The sequence below is a fragment of the Jeotgalibacillus alimentarius genome, assembly GCF_000829445.1.
Taxonomy (GTDB): domain Bacteria; phylum Bacillota; class Bacilli; order Bacillales; family Jeotgalibacillaceae; genus Jeotgalibacillus; species Jeotgalibacillus alimentarius.
The window spans coordinates 407,566-424,857 of record NZ_JXRQ01000015.1 but is presented as its reverse complement, the minus strand read 5'-3'; the positions used below and the strand labels follow the sequence as shown (position 1 = coordinate 424,857).

Annotated in this window: 18 protein-coding genes; 7 read left to right on the top strand and 11 right to left on the bottom strand. The window is 43.1% G+C overall.

What is annotated here, in order from left to right:
• Position 1 precedes the first annotated feature (1 nt).
• Positions 2–340 (bottom strand): MerR family transcriptional regulator, encoded by a 339-nt coding sequence (locus KP77_RS06130; protein ID WP_041121791.1) that lies wholly within the window; start codon positions 338–340, stop codon positions 2–4.
• A 119-nt stretch (positions 341–459) separates the two neighbouring features.
• Positions 460–1,218 (bottom strand): MerR family transcriptional regulator, encoded by a 759-nt coding sequence (locus KP77_RS06125; RefSeq protein WP_041121790.1) that lies wholly within the window; start codon positions 1,216–1,218, stop codon positions 460–462.
• Between the two features lie 155 nt (positions 1,219–1,373).
• Between KP77_RS06125 and KP77_RS06120 the strand changes: the two genes are divergently transcribed.
• Complete coding sequence (locus tag KP77_RS06120; protein ID WP_041121789.1) at positions 1,374–2,552, top strand: MFS transporter; 1,179 nt, start codon at positions 1,374–1,376, stop codon at positions 2,550–2,552.
• Between the two features lie 56 nt (positions 2,553–2,608).
• Here KP77_RS06120 and KP77_RS06115 read toward each other — a convergent pair whose 3' ends face one another.
• Positions 2,609–2,830 (bottom strand): WYL domain-containing protein, encoded by a 222-nt coding sequence (locus tag KP77_RS06115; protein ID WP_041121788.1) that lies wholly within the window; start codon positions 2,828–2,830, stop codon positions 2,609–2,611.
• A gap of 228 nt (positions 2,831–3,058) precedes the next feature.
• Here KP77_RS06115 and KP77_RS06110 point away from each other — a divergent pair, with 228 nt between their 5' ends.
• Positions 3,059–3,844, top strand: coding sequence for a PAS domain-containing protein (locus KP77_RS06110; RefSeq protein WP_052473993.1), 786 nt, complete (start codon positions 3,059–3,061; stop codon positions 3,842–3,844).
• Positions 3,845–3,891: 47 nt separating this feature from the next.
• Here KP77_RS06110 and KP77_RS06105 read toward each other — a convergent pair whose 3' ends face one another.
• Entirely contained in the window at positions 3,892–5,709 is a 1,818-nt protein-coding gene (locus KP77_RS06105; protein ID WP_041121787.1) for a hypothetical protein, read from the bottom strand.
• Positions 5,710–5,711: 2 nt separating this feature from the next.
• Positions 5,712–7,709 (bottom strand): efflux RND transporter permease subunit, encoded by a 1,998-nt coding sequence (locus KP77_RS06100; protein WP_052473992.1) that lies wholly within the window; start codon positions 7,707–7,709, stop codon positions 5,712–5,714.
• Between the two features lie 218 nt (positions 7,710–7,927).
• On the opposite strand from KP77_RS06100, the gene KP77_RS06095 reads away from it, so the two are divergent.
• Entirely contained in the window at positions 7,928–8,500 is a 573-nt protein-coding gene (locus KP77_RS06095; protein ID WP_041121785.1) for a TetR/AcrR family transcriptional regulator, read from the top strand.
• A gap of 238 nt (positions 8,501–8,738) precedes the next feature.
• Here the strand turns inward: KP77_RS06095 and KP77_RS06090 are convergent, their stop codons facing one another.
• From KP77_RS06090 to KP77_RS18115, 5 genes are all read right to left on the bottom strand, one after another.
• Entirely contained in the window at positions 8,739–9,722 is a 984-nt protein-coding gene (locus KP77_RS06090; RefSeq protein WP_041121784.1) for a class F sortase, read from the bottom strand.
• A 72-nt stretch (positions 9,723–9,794) separates the two neighbouring features.
• Positions 9,795–11,138: a hypothetical protein gene (locus tag KP77_RS06085; RefSeq protein WP_041121783.1), complete on the bottom strand. Its 1,344-nt coding sequence runs from the start codon at positions 11,136–11,138 to the stop codon at positions 9,795–9,797.
• A gap of 241 nt (positions 11,139–11,379) precedes the next feature.
• Positions 11,380–12,996 carry an FAD-dependent monooxygenase gene (locus KP77_RS06080; protein ID WP_041121782.1) on the bottom strand — a complete coding sequence of 539 codons (1,617 nt, stop codon included), beginning with the start codon at positions 12,994–12,996 and terminating at the stop codon, positions 11,380–11,382.
• Positions 12,997–13,125: 129 nt separating this feature from the next.
• On the bottom strand, positions 13,126–14,022 hold the full coding sequence (locus KP77_RS06075) for a cation diffusion facilitator family transporter (RefSeq protein WP_041121781.1): 897 nt from the start codon (positions 14,020–14,022) through the stop codon (positions 13,126–13,128).
• Positions 14,023–14,240: 218 nt separating this feature from the next.
• Positions 14,241–14,405, bottom strand: a complete 165-nt coding sequence (locus tag KP77_RS18115; protein WP_160289509.1) for a hypothetical protein — start codon at positions 14,403–14,405, stop codon at positions 14,241–14,243.
• 442 nt (positions 14,406–14,847) lie between these two features.
• Between KP77_RS18115 and KP77_RS06070 the strand changes: the two genes are divergently transcribed.
• The 4 genes from KP77_RS06070 to KP77_RS06055 all read left to right on the top strand — a co-directional run bounded on the left by KP77_RS06070 (position 14,848) and on the right by KP77_RS06055 (position 16,535).
• Positions 14,848–15,090: a DUF3953 domain-containing protein gene (locus tag KP77_RS06070; RefSeq protein ID WP_041121780.1), complete on the top strand. Its 243-nt coding sequence runs from the start codon at positions 14,848–14,850 to the stop codon at positions 15,088–15,090.
• 108 nt (positions 15,091–15,198) lie between these two features.
• Positions 15,199–15,420 carry a hypothetical protein gene (locus KP77_RS06065; protein ID WP_041121779.1) on the top strand — a complete coding sequence of 74 codons (222 nt, stop codon included), beginning with the start codon at positions 15,199–15,201 and terminating at the stop codon, positions 15,418–15,420.
• A gap of 14 nt (positions 15,421–15,434) precedes the next feature.
• A complete protein-coding gene (locus KP77_RS06060) occupies positions 15,435–15,698 on the top strand; it encodes a spore coat protein CotJB (RefSeq protein WP_041121778.1) in 264 nt (87 codons plus the stop codon).
• 267 nt (positions 15,699–15,965) lie between these two features.
• Positions 15,966–16,535, top strand: a complete 570-nt coding sequence (locus tag KP77_RS06055; RefSeq protein ID WP_041121777.1) for a manganese catalase family protein — start codon at positions 15,966–15,968, stop codon at positions 16,533–16,535.
• 238 nt (positions 16,536–16,773) lie between these two features.
• On the opposite strand, the gene KP77_RS06050 is transcribed toward KP77_RS06055, so the two are convergent.
• Entirely contained in the window at positions 16,774–17,169 is a 396-nt protein-coding gene (locus tag KP77_RS06050; protein ID WP_041121776.1) for a hypothetical protein, read from the bottom strand.
• Positions 17,170–17,292 lie beyond the last annotated feature (123 nt).

Genomic DNA, 17,292 nt, shown 5'->3' with positions numbered 1-17,292 from the left:
CTCATTCATCCTTTCCTGAATCAATAAATTGGTCAATTTCTTTAATCTTACCTTTCAAGTTTTCTATTTCATTCACTATTTTTCTCCGCTTTTGCCAAAGTAATACTTCAAGATTTTCAAATGATTCATCCCTCATCACTTCAGTCATTTCTTGTATGGTGAAACCAAAATGTCTTAGCTTAGTCAGAAGTATTGCTAAAAAGTAGCTTCCGTCATCATAGTATCGGTAACGGTTAGCAGGATCAGTATAAGCCGGCTCAAGAAGACCCACTTCTGCATAGTAGCGGAGCGTTTCTTTACTCAGACCTGTTATCTCAGCAAATTCACTGACTCTGTACATGATTCATCAGCTCCTTATACATATTTTAAACGATGGGGTGCACTGCATGGTCAACTAACAGTAAAAAAGTCATTTACAGGATCGTTTATCAAATCCGTAAATGACTATTTGAATAACTATTATTTTGCTGCGTAAATATGAATCGCATCACGTAAAAACACCGTTCCGCCTGCAATGTGTCGATCGTAATAAGCAGTAAACCGCTCATCGCTCACGTACATATCACCAAGGCCGGCATGCGCTTCTTTTGAATACTGCGGCCATGTAAAACTGAGCCATTCTTTATGCAAACCGACTGCTTTTTGTGCTTCAGGTGAAGCCGGGTCGCCCGTTTCATAAGCCTTCTTCAGCTCTTCAAGGAACTCTTTTTCTACTTCATTCATCCGTTTGAAGTCAGCTTCAGACAGTCCCATCATTTTTGCATTGCTGTCATCTGCAACCTGATTTCCATACTGCTCACGTACTTCTCTTCCATACTTCTGTTCATTTTCGTCAATCATTTTCTTTTTAAATCCTTCAAACTTCTCCTGATCTGCCATCGGAGTACCTCCTTCTTTACTTGCAATTGTTTTTTGAACATTTGAGATAATCTGTTCAAGACGGTCATGTTTTTCCTGCAGCTTCTGGACATGCTGCTGCAAAGCTGTAATCAGATCAAAGTCCAGGTGATGAATGATGCCGGTGATATCCTCAAGACTCACCTCAAGCTCCCGGTAAAAGAGAATCTGCTGCAGCAGATCCACTTCTTTCTGACCGTATATCCGATAACCTGATGAACTGAGTCTTGCCGGCTTTAACAGACCAATTTCATCATAATACCTCAATGTGCGGCTACTCACACCTGACAGCTTTGCAAGCTGCTGAACTGTATATTCCATCAAATCCCCTCCTGACAAATACAGCATAAGGCTTTACGTAGCGTAAAGGTCAACACTTTAAATGACATTATAAAAATTAATCGAAAATGAGAGTTTTTAAATCCTGTATTTTAGGATAAAGAAGTAAGACATCAATAAAATAGCGGGGTGAGAAGATGAGCGGATCGGATTATACATTAGGCTTAATCGCAGCACCGGGATACCCGAAGGAATTAATTGATTCGCTGAAAGCTGACCTTCCGGAACTGCTCGAATATTATGTTGATGATCAACATAAATGGAGGATTGACTGCTCAATTGATTCCCTGACCGGAGGGACTGATCAGTCTGATGAAGTCATGAAAGCGATTCTGACAAAGAGTGGCGAAAATAAATGGGATTTCACTGTAGCCATTACAGACCTGCCACTGCTTCACAACAAAAAAGCAATTGTTGCAGAAGCGTATGAAGAAGCGGATATTGCATTAATCAGCCTTCCCGGCCTGGGTGCTGTTCCTCTCGCACGCAGAGTTAGGGATTCAATTCTGCAGCTGGTAAATGAAATGTTCTACACGTCTTCTGAAGAAGGCCGTCAAAAAGCTGAACAGCAACTGAAAAAAAAGGATCAGACTGAAGATAAAAACCTGAAAACGAGAAATCCGAAAAGGTTAGTTGGAAGAGAAGGCTTTGATAAAATCTCACGGATTAGAAGAGAAACTCCTGAAAATACTGAGAATATTGATGTAAGATTTAAAGTGAATTCTTATTCAGGCAGCGCTTTGCGTCTTTTGACTGGAATGGTGCGCGCAAATAAACCATGGGTTATGTTTTTGTCCTTTAAAAAAGTCATCATGCTGGCCTTTACAACAGGCGCTTATGCGTTAGTGTTTCCAACACTCTGGATGCTAAGTCATGAATACAGCGTCTGGCGAATGTTTTTACTCTCCATTGTGTCAATTCTGGCGATGGTATTCTGGGTTATTTCTGCACACAAGCTGTGGGAGAGAAGACGTGAGACAGAAAAAGCATCTCATCTCAGAAAACTTTATAATGCCACAACCTTCCTCACACTTTTAGTAGCAGTCTGTCTGTATTACGTATTACTGTTTATATTATTTTCATGTGCAGTAGTGTTATTTATTCCGATGGGTCTGCTGCAGTCAGAAGTGTCTCCGGAGGTTGGATACGTAAATTACTTTTTTATCGCCTGGACAGCAACAAGTATTGCTACAATTATCGGCGCGCTTGGTTCAGCACTTGAGGATGAGGAGGTCGTGTTATCTTCTACGTACGGGTACAGGCAGCGCCAGCGGTATGAGGAGATCAGAAGGATGGAGGAAAAGAGAGAATCATAATATGTATGTCAGAGTCCTTTCGAAGCATTCGCTTCCGGGAGGACTCTTTTATATGGTCAGATAATCAGTTTTTCTCTTTTGATGATGGGTTTAATTGATAAGATCCGGTCATAGTGAAAAGTACGTACAGCCTTTCTTTTCAGGCAGTATGCTGTAAAAGAAGTTTCACCGAGCTTTCTGATCAACACGCGTCTCTCAGAACAGACACCATCATTTTTCATATAGATCATTTTAACAGTAAGGCCGCTCTGCCGGTAAAGGGATAATTTTTCTTTCATGACCACTCCTCCTCTTACTTTTATTATACGAACAAATGTTCTAAAAGTAAATCATAAAACGCTGGTTGAAGAGGGTGAATATAAATAAAATTAGAACACATGATAAATTTATATATTTTTACGAAGGATTAGAGTTAAAGTATTATGGGTAAAAATTATCATATTACTTATTCATTTCCCGTCGGTTTGGTAAGATAGAAAGTAAGAATAATAAAGCAGGTGACATAGTTGATATTATCTGAAAACAATAAAGAACTCGCAAAATTTATAGAAAAAGCGCTTGATTATACAAGAGCAGGATTGATTATAACGGACTCCTCTCTTCCTGATAACCCGATTATTTATACGAATAAAGGATTTCTTGATATGACAGGTTACTGTGAAGAAGAAGTGCTCGGTCGTAACTGCCGCTTTCTGCAGGGAAAAAAAACAGATCCCGCAACAGTCAATCAGTTGAGAGATAGCATAAGAGCGGCTGAATCAGTGAATGTGCAGATTTTAAATTATACAAAAGACAATGAAATTTTCTGGAATGAGTTATTTATAGATCCATTATATTTAGATGATAAAGTGTATTTTGTTGGTGTTCAGAAAGATATTACTGAAAATATGAAGCAAAAAGACCAGCTTGATACATACTTTGAGGAAATGGAACAAATGTCTACACCCATCGTCCCGGTTAATGATTCTGCCTCAGTTTTGCCGATCATTGGACAATTGAATGAGCACCGTTATGAGATGGTGATCAATAATGTCATGAATTATCTCCAGAAGACTGACGATCATTATCTGATCATTGATCTATCCGGCCTGGTGGAGATGAATGAAATTGCAGTCAGCCACCTGTTCGATCTTCAAAAACTAATCACACTTACAGGTACGAACGCCATTTTCACCGGCATCCAGCCGTCACTTGCACAGAAATTGACGTCATTACAGACAGATATAAAATCCCTGACCACTTTCAGTCATGTAAAAGCTGCGCTGCAATTTATTAATAAGCATGTACAATAAAAAAAGCCTATCTGAATTTTCTCAGATAGACCTTTTTTTATTGGATTTTATTTAAAGAGTTCTATCAGCCGGTCCCAGAAGCTCTTCTCTTTAACGGCTTCACCCTCTGCTTCTTCTGTATCATCTTTTTTCAGACTATCCGTTTTAATCACAAACTGTACAGCTTCTACCTTATCATTTTGTTCGGAGACAAATGACACTGGTTCAAAGTCTGATTTATCAAATTCGCTGATCATGGCATCAATTTCTTCCTGCAGCTGGTCAGGCAGTTCGCTTGTTGCTGAAGCAAGCTCAGATGTGCCATCGTAAAGCGCACCTGCTCCACTTTCAAGTTCAGCTGTGCCGCCTGTCAGACCGCCGATACCGCTGTGAAGTTCACCATATGAGCCTTCAAGAGATGCAACTCCGCCAGTATACTCAGTTAATCCGGCATGAAATTCGCTGTAGTTAGCCGCAAGTGTCCGCAGACCCTGCTGCAGCTGCCCGAGTGACTCATCCATATTGGTTGCTGCGAGCCCGCTTTCAAGCTGATTCGCAACTGTATGAAGCGTGCTGCTCATTTCGCTGATTGCTCCCGTACTTGAGCCAAGAGCACCTGGCACAGCAGCAAATGCTTCCTGTGTCTGTCTGTAGGTTTCTTTCACTGCAAGTGAAGACTTGTAGCTTTCAACAAGCTTATTAACTGTCGCTTCATCCGCTTCACTTTCATAAAGTGCTGCGATCTCAGCTTCTGTGATCTGATGTTCAGGTACTGCTGCGATCGCCTGATCAAGCGCGTGGTAAACCTGTTCATAGTTGGTACTTAATGTTGTAAGGCCATTCCCTACTTCTTCAAGACCTCCGGCAATCTGTCTAAAAGCGCCAGGAAGCTCACTGAACTGGCTTGTATCCACTTCACCGATTCCCGCACCGACAGATTCGCTCATCTGATTCAGCGCCTGCTGAATGGATGATGAACCTTCGATCAGACCGCCTGCGTTACCTGAGAGTTGACTGAGCCCATTTTGGAACTGTGCTGAGCCGTCGTAGAGACTGGCAGTTCCATTGTTCAATTCAGCAATTCCTGTCTGCAGTGCGCCTACACCATTGTTTACTTCAGCAGTTGCATCAGACAGTGACGTCATTTCTTCTTTTACTTCACCTGTATCTGGCGCTTCAATTGAAACAGATGATGGGACAGCTGCCATTTCAATCGCTTCCATTTCAAGGTCAGTCACATCTGCATTCACAGTAAAGCTTTCTTCTTTTTCAGGCATGACGGTGAATGTCACCTGTCTGTTTTTACCGGCAGATGCGATGGTTCCATCCGGCGCTTCAATATTTTTAAAACGGTCAGCATCAAAAGTCATCGTGATCTGAACCATATAATTGTTGAAGAATCTTTCTTCGCCTTCAGTATTTCTCGAAGTATCAACCTGGATTTCAAGCTGTCCATTTTCACCAATCAGTGATTTGACATCAGTGTTTTCACCGTTTAAAGAATAACTGATATCAAAATCCCACGGCAGTGCTCTATCGTCCATATTGCCTTGATAGTAAAACTCTTCTTCCTGCGCAGTAAATGTGATCTGTTCCCCGTCCTGTTCAAGCGGCGTCAGGTCAGTCAGGTTCTGCACGCTTGTGTAGTCACCGAAATCAGTCATTTCACCAAAATCATTCACTGTGAACTGATTTACCACATAAAGATTTTCCTGCTCCCCGGCTGCATCAAGCGTTGCATAGACGACTTCTGTTTTCTGATCAAACGTGCCTTCACCTTCAGCAGACGGCGTATCAGTGGAAGTGTCCGTTTCCGCTGAGACCAGAAGTGTGGGCATAGCAAGCAGGATCGCTGCAGAGGCGGCACTTGTACGTTTAAATGTCATATTCATTTCCCCTTAAAAAAATTTGCTTTCCACGTTGTTTTTTCAATGACTTTATCAAAGATGACAAGCAGCGCAGGCAGTACGAATACCACCATGATAAAAGCAAGCAGCGCCCCGCGCCCAAGTAATAGGCCAATTGAAGAAACAACCGGGTTTGTTGAGGTGATCCATAAGATAAATCCGACACTTGAAAGAATAGAAGCTGATACAAAGATCGCAAACAGCTTTTCATCTATCGTCTTTTTAATGGCATCAAGTGCAGACATTTCCTGTCTGAGCTTGTAGTAGTTTTCCGTGAATAATATCCCGTAATCTACTGTTGCAGCGAGCTGAATCGTACTGATCAGCAGATAACCGATATAGACAAGCGGTGCATCCGTAAAGTACGGAATCGCCAGGTTAATCCAGACTGATGCCTGAATTGTAATAAGTAAAACGACCGGAATTGACAGTGAACGGAATGTCAGCAGTAATACGAGGGCGACTGTTACAACAGTCATCACATTCACAAACGTATTATCTTTTTGTACAATCTCTCTCATGTCATAGAGCGTGACACTCTCACCAAGAAGATGAGCATCATCATAGTAACTGTCAGCTGTCTCCTTCACTTCTTCAATCAGAGAGAACGCTGCTTCCCCTTCTGTCTCTGTTTCAGCGAAAATGGTGATTCTCGCATAATGCTCTGAGTAGAATTGGTCTGTCACTGTTTCATCAAGATATTCAGGCGGAATCGCCGCGCCTGCAACGTTTATATAGGACATAACGCTTGATACGTTGTCTAGTGTTTCAAGCTCCCGCACAAGTTCTTCTTCGGTTCCCCGGTCTTCAGCAGGGACCAGCAGAACCATCGGCGTTTCCTTGCCAAAAATTTCTTCAGTTGCCACCGCATCCTGTCCTGCGCGTGTGTTTTCAGGATGCTCACCAGCTCCATAGATAAATGTCGTATTGCTCTGTGCTAAAAAGGCCGGCACAATCAACAGTAATACAAGAATCAGACTCGGTACTCTCAGTTTAATCACACGCTTGCCGACACCTTTAAAATCAGGAATGAACTGACGATGTTTTGTCTTATCAATCCATTTATAAAACATGAGTGTTAATGCAGGTAAAAAGACAATCACACTGATAAAGCTGAGCAGAATCCCTTTTACAAGATTAAGTCCAAGGTCTGAACCAATGCCAAACTCCATAAATGTCAGTGCCATAAAACCGAAGAATGTCGTTGAAGCACTGGCAATGATTGCCGGGAAAGAGCGCTTCATCGCAAGCTTCATTGCAGTTGTTGGATCATCGACCTTTTTACGGTAATCTGAGAAGCTGTGAAGTAAAAAGATCGCATAATCGAGCGAAACCGCCAGCTGCAAAATCGGTGCAACGGACTGTGTAATAAATGACACTTCTCCGAGGAAAATATTCGTCCCCAGATTAATCAGAATCGACACGCCAATCGCCGTTAAAAAGAACACCGGCTCAATCCATGAGTTTGTCGATAAAATTAAAATAATGATAATAATCGGAACCAGCAGCAGGGCTGCATACATGGACTCATCTCCGGCCATTTGCTGTGATACAGCAGTTGTGACCGCTTCACCTGTCAAAGCATTTTCATCGCCAATCAGGTCATAAATCTCATTCGTTACTGCAACTTCCTGCTCTTCTTCAATCGTAATCGATATGAGCGCTGCATCATCCTGGTAATAAGATGACAACATCTCCTGATCGGCCATCTCCAGCGGAACCGTCAGATCCATCACATCATCTAGCCATGTGACGCTGCTGATACCATCAATTGCTTCAAGCTGTTCTTTATAATCAAGCGCTTCAGCAATTGTGACATCCTGAACCATCACCTTCGCGTTTGGTACAGGCTCATCAAATTCTTCCTGCATCACATCCACCGCTTCGATGGACGGCGCATCATCCGGCAGGTAATCTGCCATATTGTAATTAACTGAAACCGCAAATTGCGCGGCAACGCTAATAATCGTTATGATCATAAATGTAAGTACGATACTTTTCTTATGTTTAATAACCCGTGACGTCCAGTCGATAAAGCGTCATCCTCTCTTGCATAGCACTTTCATACACTCTAATATTATATTGACACAGTGTTGGATATTCAACAGACAGTCTGTTTCGTTCTGTCAGTTATCCAACACGACGTCTATTATATGTTGGATTTTCACAAACATTTAACATAAGGAGTTTAGATGATATGAGTGAAAAACTGGATCAGCGGAAGAAATACACACGCATGGTGCTGAAGGAAAGTCTGATCAGCCTGCTTAGTCATAAGCCTATTTCTTCAGTAACCGTAAAAGAAATTTGTGAACTGGCAGATATTAACCGTTCGACCTTTTATACACATTATCAGGATCATTTTGATCTGCTCGGTCAGATTGAAGATGAAATCGTGGAGGATATGAATCGCTACCTTCAGCGATATAGGACTGAGCTGAATGAAGAAGCACTTAAAATTACTGAAAAAATTCTGGAATATATGATTGAACATAATGCGGTGATCCGGGCATTGCTCAGCAATCATGGTTCAACTGCGTTTGAGAAAAAAGTGATGGAACTCACGCGCCGTTATATGATGAACAACCTGATGAATGATAACGGCGTCCGTCAGGCAGAGTCGACTTACTTAAGTACATTCGTCGTCAGCGGCGCGATCCATGTGATCAAAGAATGGATCTCAAACGACATGGACCAGCCGCCAGAGAAACTCGCTGTGCTGATTAACAGCTTTGTGAATGAGGGGCTGTCTTATTTGGAGAAGGGGTGACTGATGGCGGTGGTTTGTGTGTCGGGCCGGTGTGGTTCACCGGCGTTCGACGTTCACGGGGTCGGGTTCGCTCTTTAGTGGTGCGGGTTCGGCGTTTGAGCCTGGATGTTCGACACTCACACTGTACTGTTCGACACTTATCAGCTGATGTTCGACGCTTCGGGACTTTGTACCCGTCCGCCGGCGCCACCTCTACCCCAAAAAAACGCAAAGCACCCAACAGCGCTTTGCGGCCTAATCAATTCCCCGTCACCTTCTCAGATGGTGCAGATTCCTTCTTTTTAAGATTAACAGCCGTGACATAATACTGGTCACCGGCGGCAGAATCTGGATCATAGTAGCTCTTCCGTTCATGCGCTGACACACTTGCTACGTGGACAAAGCGTGGATCCTGCTCAGACTTTTTGTAGACGCGGTAGCCGATTACGGTGTCATTACGTACTGCATGCCATGTGACGGAGCCTGCTTCATAAGCTACATTATCAGGAGCTGATGTCACTTTTAGCGGATCTGACGGTTCATCTTCAGAGACAAGTTCTGTATAGACAACCAGTCTGTCCGGATACAAGTGCTGCTCACGATCAAACGTTCCTGTACACGTGATGATGTTCAGGTTTCTTTTATCAGATGGGCCGAAGATTTCTGCAATTGGTGACTCATTTGTTGCGTAACTTTCTTTTCTTTTTACCTCAAAAGTCAATTCAGTGCCGTTTTCATCTGTTACAATAATTTGTTCGCCAACTTCAACGTCTTTCAAATAAAAGAAAATCGCGGGACCTTCTTTACTGTCCACATGACCGGCTATGACTGAATTCCCGACTGCGCCAGGCTGCACGCCGCGATCGTACCAACCGGTTACCTCCGTCGATTCAGGCACTTCCATTTCCCCATTATCCAAAAGCCCTACCGGAATAACCCCGGTATCAATATCAAGACTTGGAATCTGGATTCGCGCAGGTTTAATTCCCTCTTCTTGAATCTTTAGCTGTTCTTCAAGCTCTGCCTGACGTTTTTTTAAAGAGTCAAGAAGAACAAACTCGTCTCCTTTGTGAGCGACTGCTTTTGTTAACTTTGCTGTTTCTTCTTCAATTTCCTGTTTCAGATCCTGTGTTTCATTTTCAGGGGCGGATTGTTCTTTCGGCTGGTTCATAGCGATCGCCTGATAACTGATCACGCTCAGAAGTACTACCGCCGTTAAAAAAACAAAAAACTTTTTCTTCATGGCCTGATCCCTCCATTTATGTGAATAAAGAAGAGTGGCCTGAACCACTCTTCTGCTTATTCAATGACTATGTTATTGCTGGTCAGCTGTTTTCTTTTTAATTGCGAATCCTGCTGCTGCAAGAACCGCTGTTGCAAGTGCAACCCATACAGCTACTGGTGTCTGCTGTTCAGCTGCTCCGCCAAGACCTGTATTTGGCATATCTGCAGGCATATCAGCTGCAAATTGATCAGGCATTTGCTTCACGATTGCGTCACCAAGTGCCTGGCCTACACCAAACATGAACGCATAACCTTCACGGAATGTATCAGTGCTCGTCTGATAATCTTCAGCTACATAAGCGTCAAATGCTGCGACAACCTGATCTTCGTGTGTCTTAAGTGAAGAGATTGCTGCATCTTCAGGGAGGTTTCCTTCAGTTGCTGTTGCAAGGAACATACCGAATTCCTGAGTGAACATAGACAGACTTTCTTTAGCTGCTGCAATTCCTTCTTCATCTCCAGCTACTGTTGCGCTCACAAGGTCAGCTTGTGCATTAATGTGTTCGCTTGTCCATACTTCCTTGAACTGTGCTGCACCTTCGTCACCATAGATTGAACCGATTGCTGCAGTAAATTCATCAGTATTCATATCCTCTGCCCAAGTAGCAAAATCATACTCAGGTGCGCCTGTTACACCGTTTTGCATGCTCATTGTTGCAAGTGCAAAGTGTTCAGCTGCAAGGTTATTCAGCGTAGATCTCAAATCAGCTGCAGGTGAATCTGCTGTAGATCCTTCAAAGTTATCCGGCATTTGCGTTACGATTGCGACTGATAATGCTTTACTAATGTCAAACATTCTGTCATAACCTTCCATGAAGTGAGTGAAATATGCTTCGTAGTCACCCTCAACATAGCTGTCAAATGCACTGATAACATCCATTTCATGTGCAGTTAAAACTTCCACTGCTGCTTCTTCAGGAAGATTACCTTCAGTTGCTGTTGCTAGGAAAGCACCAAACTCATTTGTGAATTCTTCAACCTCTGCTTCTGCTGCAGCTCTCATATCAGCATCATCAGATTTTGCTGCTTCCACAAAGTCTGGTGAGTAGTCATTGTGATTAACGAATATTTCTTCAAACTGTTGTGCACCCTCTGCACCGTAGATTGATTCAATTGCCGGTGTCATATCGAGTGCATTTTGATTAAGTGCTGCATAAGCCTGCTCTTCATCAGGTGCATCGTTATAATCTTTCACCATTGCGTTCACTGCCAGTACATAGTGCTCTGACAGCAGCTGATCAAGTGTTGAACGAAGATCTGAGGCCGGTGTGACCGCTGTCGCCTCCCCTGTTGCTGCAAGTCCTGTTGTTGGTGCGATTAATGAAAGTCCTAAAACTGGTGCTGCAATTCTCTTAAGTAGTTTTTTCTTTTGCATAAATAACTCTCCTCTTCATTGTGATTTATTTGATTTCAAACAGCTAACGAAGAGAGTTTAGTATTGGATCATTTTTTTAAAAAAAAGTTTTTTTATTTTTTAATACTACTGTTTCTTTATATGGAAGGCTGCGATTCCATACAATGATTTTTCACACCGGTATTCCTGTCAGGACAGGCACCACGCCCTTTTGCATCATCCATAAAAAAAGAAGCCCTTTTCGAGGCTTCTTAAATTTCCTTCATATAAAATACCTTTTTAACTTCGCCATCACTTTCCTCACATCAGCTGACCCGTCGTGGAAACCTACATGGCCATCAGGACGAATGAAAAGGGTACTCCCTTTACTCATCCCCAGGTTTTTGTCGAGATCACGGTGCACGTCATAGATAATTGGAAGTTCGTCCCGCTCTGTAATGACTGTACCGCCACGGGCCACGAGATACACTTTCAGCATATCCGGAAAAGCCTGATTCGCCTGTTCAGCAAAGTTATAAGCAAAATCAATCAGATCCTGCTCGTAACAGTCGATATAGATCAGACAGACATATCCGAGCCGCTGAATGAGCGGATAAAGCCTTTCATCTGTGGTGCCTTCATTGAATAATATCTGATCCGGCACACGTTCACCAGCCTGTATCGCTTTGCGGGACAGAGATTTATCTCTAAATGAACGGTTAATCGGCGTTTTATCATAATCGCTGTGCACATGCGAAAGCTCATTTGCAAATATGGACTGGACCCAGCCCTGTGTAAGCGCTGCTTTTCCTGACCAGTTTCTCGCCTGGCCGAGCAGTCCTTTCATATGAATCATTTTAAGCTCCAGTGTGGTATTTCGTATAACTTCTTTTGCCACAGGTGCACGTTCTTCATGGTACGTATCCAGAAATGAATTTCCTGCGTAGCCTTTTAAAACGGTATCGATCTTCCAGCAGAGATTTCCGACATCCTCAAGGCCGATATTCATGCCCTGACCGCCTAACGGGTTATTGACATGTGCTGCATCGCCGACAAAAAAAACGTTTCCTACGCGATAATTCGGAACCTGCCTGTGAGCTGTGCCAAAATAAGCAAGCCACTTGGGGTGCTGCACGCGGTAGGATCTATCAAGAATTGTATCGAGCGTTTCCTGCAATTCATAGAGCTTCATCTCTTTTCTACGCGGTCCGCCCTGTCTTGTCCGATCAAATCCGACAACGCGGTAGGTGCCATCTTTATAAGGAAAGAACGCGGCAGCTCCTCTGTCATTCAGATGGAGATTAATATGAATCTCCTTCATCTCAGGAACTTCAACATCTCCCGTGAAGAACGTAATCCCCTCATCTTCACCGATGAATGGCACATCGAGTTCTTTTCTGATTTTACTGTGGGCACCGTCACAGGCAAGAAGGTATTTTGCAAAATAAGTCTTTGTGATGCCGTGATGTACGGCTGTTACATAGACTCCGTTATCTTTTTGCGTCACATCAAGCACTTCATGCTCTCTGAAAATTTGTCCGCCTCTTTCATTCAGATGATTCTCAAGAATTTCTTCAATCTCATCCTGAGGGATAATAAGTAAGTATGGATATCTGCTTTTAATATGGTACATCTCAACGTATGAAGGATGCTTTCCTGCGAGATGAATCTTTGCACCCGGTCCGGGGTATCCTCTTTTCAGAAAGGGTTTGTTCACTCCGAGAAATTCGAATAATTCAAGAGATCTTGCCTGTATACCTAATGCTTTTGATAACACTGAACGCCCCGGTTTTTTTTCTAGGCAGATATAGTCTACTCCGCGTTTTGTCATGACATTTGCAGCCATGAGTCCTGCGGGTCCTGCTCCGATAATCAATACATCCGTTTCGATCACAGCCATGAGACTAACTCCTTTCGTTCAACCTGTGCTGATCTTTCTCTAAAGTTAGCACATCATCAGTATGCTTCACCATTTTAAATACGGAATGGCTCCTATCATACCGATACCCTTATTCAGCGTCATCATGCATCAGGAATCTTCATTATATGGATTGATATGCACAAGCACCTGCTTCACATCTTCATGACGCTCAAGCAATCTGCGCTTTACATTCTTACCGATCCGGTGCCCTTCTTCTACTGTAATATACGGATCCACACTCACTTTAATATCAACCACAATATAATGACCATGTGTTCTTGCAAGCAGTTCATCTACTCTTTCAACACCTGGAATCATCATGACCGTTTCGATAAATGGGTTTGATTTTTCTGCATCAAGTACCTGCTCCATCATGACAGAACCTGCTTCTTTTGCGAGAGAGAAACCGATTTTCACTACAATCAGTGACACTACTAAACCAGCCACAGGATCGGCATAAAGTAAAAAGCTCAGGTCAAACCGCTCACCGATGATCGCACCAAGCACACCGAAGAATGCAGCGATTGAAGACAATGCATCTGACCGGTGATGCCAGGCTTCTGCCATCAAAGCAGAGCTGTCGATTCTTTTTGCAATACGCTTTTTATAATGAAACAGGATTTCTTTTATCAAAATGGAGAATACAATGACAGCAAGTGCAATGCTGCCTGGCGCCTGAGGGATTTCACCAAAAAAGACGCCTGCTGAAGTTGAAGCGATCTCCACGCCAACGACGACAAGCAGAATCGCGACAATAATCGTTGCAATGTTCTCAGCTTTCCCGTGACCATACGGATGGTCTTCATCAGGCGGCTTCTTCGCCGTGCGCAGCCCCGCAAGCACTGCCACTGATCCCGCCACGTCTGACGCTGAATGGGCAGCATCAGCGACAAGGGCCCGGCTGCCTGAAATGTAGCCAAAAACCCCTTTTAATATCGTTAACAGCGTATTTGCCACGATGCCAACCCATGTGGCAAACTCAGCTTCTTTAAATCGATTGTTCATTCTTCAACACCACCTGTGCAATTTTGTTGCAGCTTCATTATCCTACCAGACTGCCCACGAGTGGGTCTATACAAACCTTTTTATAGTATGTCACGAGTTTTAGAATTGATAAATGAAGTAATAGACGGGGAAATATGTTGGATCTGGGCAAACTTAAAGATGAATAAAAAAATAGCCACACTTTTCACCTTTACGCGAAAAGCATGGCTATACTTCAATTATCTCTCCAAAGCAGCCCTGGTAGAAGCTGCTTTCGCTTTTGCAGTTAATTCCTTTTCCTTCTTTGTAGAATTCAAATACGTATACAGAACCCCAACAAAGAAAGCCCCTCCGACAATATTGCCGAGTGTAACAATCAGCACATTTTCAACTGCTGCCTGCATTGTAACGAGTGCTGTATACGGAGCAGTCAGTGCAAATGAAAATCAGCGGTAAACGTAACGTCATGAAACTATTTTCTACTCACCCTGACCTTGATGAACGGATTGCGCGTTTGGAACAGCGGTGACTGCTGGACTGAAAACTGCCTATACGGCAGTTTTTTTGTGTAGGCAAGGTACAGCTGGTATTCCTTCAGGACGAATTTTTATTTCGTCAATCTTAAGTCTCTTGATAAGAACCACCTCACAATCTGCCAATCCATCCCTCACTCCGCTTCCATCTATGGTAAAATATAGATACGAAAATTAAAAAGGAGGACATCTTCTCATGCAGAAAAAGAACAAACAGGCACTTTTCTGGGCAATCGTTGCAGTTGTGCTTTTTGCTATCGGATTTTTTGTACTATAACGAGACGACGGAATGTAAAAGGAGCGTGATGTTGATTTGAACAACAGCAAATTGATCTTAGGGGTTATTCTACTTATCCTTTCGATTTATATCATCATTACAGATGACCATCAATGGCTGCCTTTCACCCTCCTGCTACTGGGTTTGATTGTTTTTATTAATGGTCTGATTGAGCTCAGACAAAATAAAAAGAGCAGAGTTGGATATACATATATTGTAATTTTTCTATTCGTTATTTATGTAGCGATTGATGGGATTTTGCTTCGATTCAGCAGTTAAGGTGAGAGCGTGCTGCAGGTGCAGCACGCTTTTTGCATGCAATCCTTCTACTCCTCGCCCCTGCTGCATATACTCTTCAGGTAATCTGAATTCACAGGAGGGACAGCTATGTCTCAACCGAATACCCCGTTCAGACGTTATTACCTTCCTTTCAGAGGAATGTTTGATCCATGTCCGCCGATCGGTCCGAAAGTCTATGTTGTACCACCTAATGTACTCACCGGATTCCAGCCGCCTGATTACCCTCAGTTCCCACCTTTAGAAGCGCTGAGAAAGGGCACATTGTGGGAACCGTTTTTCGATTATTATGAGAGCCCCTACCGTAAATAAAGGAGGTTCACCCAATGGAAAAACAGCTACCAAAAGAATATTACGCGAAGCTTGAAGCGATTCAAGCCATTGATTTTGTTATTTACGATCTGGTGTTGTATCTCAATACGCATCCCGATGATGCCCAGGCAATTCAGCAGTACAATTACTATGCAGCCTACAGCAGCAGACTGAAAACCGATTTTGAAGCGTGTTATGGACCACTGCGATTCGGTATGCCTGTGCAAAACCACCAGGAATGGGAGTGGGCTGAAGCACCATGGCCGTGGCAGGTCTAAGCACTTTATCCAGCTTCAGCAGGCAGGTCCTCGAGTCATAAGACATCTTGAGAAAATGGGAAAGGGCACCCATTTCTCTCAAGCCGCCTTATGCTTGTCGGACCTGAACGCCTGCTTCCGCTTTTACTCTATCCAGCTTCTGGCGCTAGCTGCTCGAGTCATAAGCCACTGAACGATAAAGGGAAAGATCGCCCTTTTTCGTTCCGCGTCTTATGCTTGTCGCAACTGACCAAGCGCCTTCCGCTTTAATTTAAGGAGGAATGCGATTTGTGGAGCTATGAAAAAAAGCTGATGTACCCCGTAAAAGTCAGCACGTGTAATCCTACGCTTGCAAAGTATCTGATGGAGCAATACGGCGGCGCAGACGGAGAACTCGCTGCTGCACTGCGCTATCTGAACCAGCGTTATACAATTCCTGATAAAGTGATTGGTGTGTTAAATGATATTGGTACTGAAGAATTTGCACACCTTGAGATGATTGCCACTATGATTTACAAGCTCACAAAAGACGCCACACCCGATCAGCTCCGGGCAGCCGGTCTTGCTGAACACTACGTGAGCCATGACAGTGCCCTCTTTTACAATAATGCTGCAGGTGTCCCATTCACCGCGAGCTATATTCAGGCAAAAGGTGATCCGATTGCTGATCTTTATGAAGATATCGCAGCGGAAGAAAAAGCGCGGGCAACTTATCAGTGGATTATTGATCAATCAGATGATCCGGATTTGAATGATGGGCTCAGGTTCTTAAGGGAGCGTGAAATCATTCACGCCCAGCGGTTCAAGGAAGCTGTGATGTTGATTACAGAAGACCGTGAACAGAAGAAAGTATTTTAGATTTCATCATCAAAAAACCGTACTCTCAGTGAGAATACGGTTTTTTAAATGTGACAGCAGGTCAGGGAAGCAACGGGCTTGTCCCAAGCTTACCTTTATTCTTTAAATAGACTTGTGCTTCCCTGGCTTGTTCAAGCGGAAAACGTCTATCAATCACACTGGCCTGATCTTCTCTCATCCAGATCTCTGTATTATTGATGGCACAGGCTTTCACCTTCACAAGGACTTTATTTGCTCATCACCTCTCATGTTTGTCTAATTTAACTTTACATTTCCCTTTTGCTTTCTGTCCGCAAACCTCGAGTGTATGTATACGTTTTGCTGTTTCAAATTCGAATGACCCTGATTCACTTTGTTCAAAGACCTCGCGGAAAAATTCTTCTTTCTTTTTTCCTCTGAAGATCAGTTCGAGTGAGCCCTCTTTCATTTCCACGTCATAATGAACCGTATACATTTCATTTTTCTTCAGAAAAAATCCGTAGATTTCAGTGCCGCGCAGCAACTTATAGTTTACTGTAAGGCTGCGTCCCGTCTGCTTATAGGCCTTCGCTACAGTTTTTAACTGCAGCACATTTGTCTTAATTAAGATCAAAATCAATGCAATAATCAAAACAGGTGCAATCAAATCCTCCATTATTTACTCATTCCTTTAAAAGTTGATCATTCATATACTACCATTTCCATCCATTCTTGATGTGAATGCAAGCTGAAAGATTATCTTTGCCTGCTGTGATACGATATCTGTGGATAAATTTTG